Genomic DNA, 3,228 nt, shown 5'->3' on the forward strand with positions numbered 1-3,228 from the left:
CGGGGGCCCCGGGAACCCCCGGAGCCGCCGCCCTCTCGCGTACCCGGGCGCGGTCAGTGACGCGGTACGTTCTGGCCGCTCGCCGCGTCCACCACGGCCCGGCCGCCCAGCGGGCTCTGCAACGTCACGGTCAGCGTGATCTCCTTGGCGACCGCGATGCAGGCCTGCTCGGGGTCGGACTTCTCGTCGATCCGCACGGTCACCTTCTCCGGGGTCTCCACGGCCTTCGCGGTGTACGTGCTGCACACCCCGCCCCAGAAGGTCACCGACAGCTTCCGGCCGTCCTCCGCCGTCCGGTACGACTGGATCCGCCGGACCGGCGCCGTGCCCTCGTCCGGCGCGGGCTTCACCGGCGGCGCCAGGTACTCAGGGGCCACCGCCGTCTCCGTCACCGTGTACGGCGCCGCGTCCACCGGGTCCGCCGTGAACAGCCAGGTCGGCACCAGCAGCCGCTCGCCCGCCACGTCCTTGGCGGCCAGGCCGAAGACGGCCGCCGTCACCGGGACCTCGGTCGGCGGCGCCACGTCGGCGATCGACTGGCAGGGAGCGGCCGGCTCGTCCTTGCCGTTCCCCTCCACCTGCGCTCCGGCCGGCGGGTCGGTCGCGCAGCCGCCGATGCCGATCGGGCCCGTGCCCTTCGAGGCCTCGTTCAGCTCCGCGAGCGCCTTCTCCGCCCCGATCACCGGGTACGTGTCGCCCTTCACCGGCTCCTTGAGCGTCCCGCTCCCGGCGACCGGACGGCCGTCCGGGCCGATGTGCAGCCCCGTCGACCAGCCGTAGGTCGGCAGGCCGCCCACCACCGGATCGGCGTTGACCACCCGCACCGAACCGTCCATGACCTGGGTCGCCGTCACCTTCGCGTCGTCCTGGCCGATCGCCTTCAGGACGGGGGCGGCCGCCGCCTTCGCCGCGGCCTCGCTCACCGGAGAACCGCCCCGCGAGGGCTTCGCCTCTCCGGGCGGCGGGCAGGCCTTGCCCTTGAGGCAGGTGTCGCCGACCGGACCGCCGTCGAACCAGGAGTACGACCAGCTCCCGGGCGCCTTCCGGGCCACGTCGAGGCGCGGCCCCGAAGCGTCCTTCTCGGGCCCGATCGTCCAGACGTCCCCGACGAGGGAGGGCCGGCCCTCGATGCCGAGCGCTTCGGCCAGCCTGGTCACCTCGGCCGAGGTGACCAGGCCCTCGGGCCGGTGGACCGCGGCCGAGGAGGGCCCATGGGGGAGGGGGCCCTTGGCTGTGTAGACCGTCCCGCTCGGGCCGCCGCCGGGGTCGGGCTCACCGGGCGCGATACCGGGACCGCCTCCCGTACCGCCGTCGCCGCCCTCCAGGCGCAGCGGCGGAGGAGGCCCGTCGGCGGCCTTGTCGGCCACCGCGGCCGGCGTCGCCTCGCCCGGCGCCGTCGCCGCGACGGCGAGGTAGACGCCACCGCCACCGGCGAGCAGTACACCCGCCGCCACCGAGGCGGCGAGGACGTTCCGTCGCCTCCGTACGTTCTCCGTACCGCTCACCGCAAAGCTCCCTCGTCTCGACCGGACGCCGATGGGACGGAGCGGAGGGGCGGACGGTTCCGTCCGTCAGCCTCCGTACTCGGCGGTGGCGTCGATCAGCCGGGCCGAGGCCGCCGGAACGACCACACCGTGGATCGCCGCGGGCGAGACCGGTGCGGGCTCCGGGGAGAGCGGAGTGACCCAGTGGGGGGCCATCCGGGCACCGTCCCCGCGCAGCTGGGCGAGGCTCAACTCGGACTCGTGTCGCTCACGGGGAGCGGGGTACGTGGTCATGGGCGCACCGTATGCACCACACCGCTCCGGGGAAAAGGCCTACTCTGGGGTAGTTTCCACTGTTCGGCAGGGCGCGCCCCACCCGGTAGCGTGAACTGTCGCCCGCCCGTCGCCCACCACCACCCTTCATTTGAGCGCTTCGCGCGCCCCTATTGAATTCGCAGGAGCACCCCGCCGTGCGTATCGCAGTCACCGGCTCCATCGCCACCGACCACCTCATGACCTTCCCCGGCCGGTTCGCCGACCAGCTGGTGGCCGACCAGCTCCACACGGTGTCCCTCTCCTTCCTCGTCGACAACCTCGACGTCCGCCGGGGCGGCGTCGGCCCCAACATCTGCTTCGGCATGGGGCAGCTCGGCGGCAACCCGGTCCTGGTCGGCGCGGCCGGCTACGACTTCGACGAGTACCGCGCGTGGCTCGACCGGCACGGCGTCGACACCGGCTCGGTGCGCATCTCCGAGGTCCTGCACACCGCGCGCTTCGTCTGCACCACCGACAAGGACCACAACCAGATCGGCTCCTTCTACACCGGCGCCATGAGCGAGGCCCGGCTGATCGAGCTCAAGGCCGTCGCCGACCGCGTGGGCGGCCTCGACCTCGTCCTCATCGGCGCCGACGACCCCGAGGCGATGCTCCGCCACACCGAGGAGTGCAAGGCCCGCGAGATCCCCTTCGCGGCCGACTTCTCGCAGCAGATCGCGCGGATGGACGGCGAGGAGATCCGTACGCTGCTCGACGGCGCGACGTACCTCTTCTCCAACGAGTACGAGAAGGGGCTCATCGAGTCCAAGACCGGCTGGACCGAGGCGGAGATCCTCTCCCGCGTCGGCCACCGCGTCACCACGCTCGGCTCGCGCGGCGTGCGCATCGAGCGGGTCGGCGAGACGCCCATCGAGGTCGGCTGCCCCGAGGAGACGGCCAAGGTCGACCCGACGGGTGTCGGCGACGCCTTCCGCGCGGGCTTCCTGACGGGTCTGTCGTGGGGCGTGGGCCTGGAGCGCGCCGCGCAGGTGGGCTGCATGCTGGCGACGCTCGTCATCGAGACGCTGGGGACGCAGGAGTACACGCTGCGGCGGGCGAACTTCATGGAGCGCTTCACGAAGGCGTACGGCGAAGAGGCGGCGACGCAGGTCCAGTCCCACCTGCTCTGAGCCCCCAGCCCGTTGCGGGCGGCGCCTCGCCCGTTGTGGGTCAGCGCCCGCCCGTTGTGGGCATGCGTTCCGCCGGGGCGGAACGGGTGGGCACAACGGAACGGCGCCCTTGCCGGCGCCAGAGGCTCCCGAGCCTGGACCCGCACCCCGGTGCACCGCCGCTGGTGGTGCGGGTCCAGGCGCGTGAGGCGGAGGCGCCGCGAGAGGGCGCCGTCCCGTGTGCCCACCCGTCCCGCCCCAGCGGGACGATTGCCCACACGGGTGCGGGGCGCGGGCCCACACGGGCAGCGGGCGCGGGC

3 protein-coding genes are annotated in these 3,228 nt (G+C 73.7%); 1 reads left to right on the forward strand and 2 read right to left on the reverse strand.

Annotated features, from left to right (window positions below; translation table 11 throughout):
* Nucleotides 1-53: 53 nt before the first annotated feature.
* Nucleotides 54-1,505, reverse strand: coding sequence for a hypothetical protein (locus tag ACWGN5_RS41715; RefSeq protein ID WP_453524228.1), 1,452 nt, complete (start codon nucleotides 1,503-1,505; stop codon nucleotides 54-56).
* A gap of 66 nt (nucleotides 1,506-1,571) precedes the next feature.
* The gene (locus ACWGN5_RS41720; protein ID WP_453524230.1) at nucleotides 1,572-1,778 is read right to left on the reverse strand and encodes a hypothetical protein; all 207 of its coding nucleotides are present in this window, start codon (nucleotides 1,776-1,778) and stop codon (nucleotides 1,572-1,574) included.
* Nucleotides 1,779-1,954: 176 nt separating this feature from the next.
* Here ACWGN5_RS41720 and ACWGN5_RS41725 point away from each other — a divergent pair, with 176 nt between their 5' ends.
* Nucleotides 1,955-2,929: a carbohydrate kinase family protein gene (locus tag ACWGN5_RS41725; protein ID WP_453524232.1), complete on the forward strand. Its 975-nt coding sequence runs from the start codon at nucleotides 1,955-1,957 to the stop codon at nucleotides 2,927-2,929.
* The last annotated feature ends 299 nt before the right edge of the window (nucleotides 2,930-3,228 follow it).

The organism is Streptomyces sp. NPDC055815, from assembly GCF_053616475.1.

Bases quoted from the DNA above. Each gene is read 5' to 3' on its own strand.
- ACWGN5_RS41720 (WP_453524230.1), bottom strand. From the start codon at position 1,778: ATGACCACGTACCCCGCTCCCCGTGAGCGACACGAGTCCGAGTTGAGC.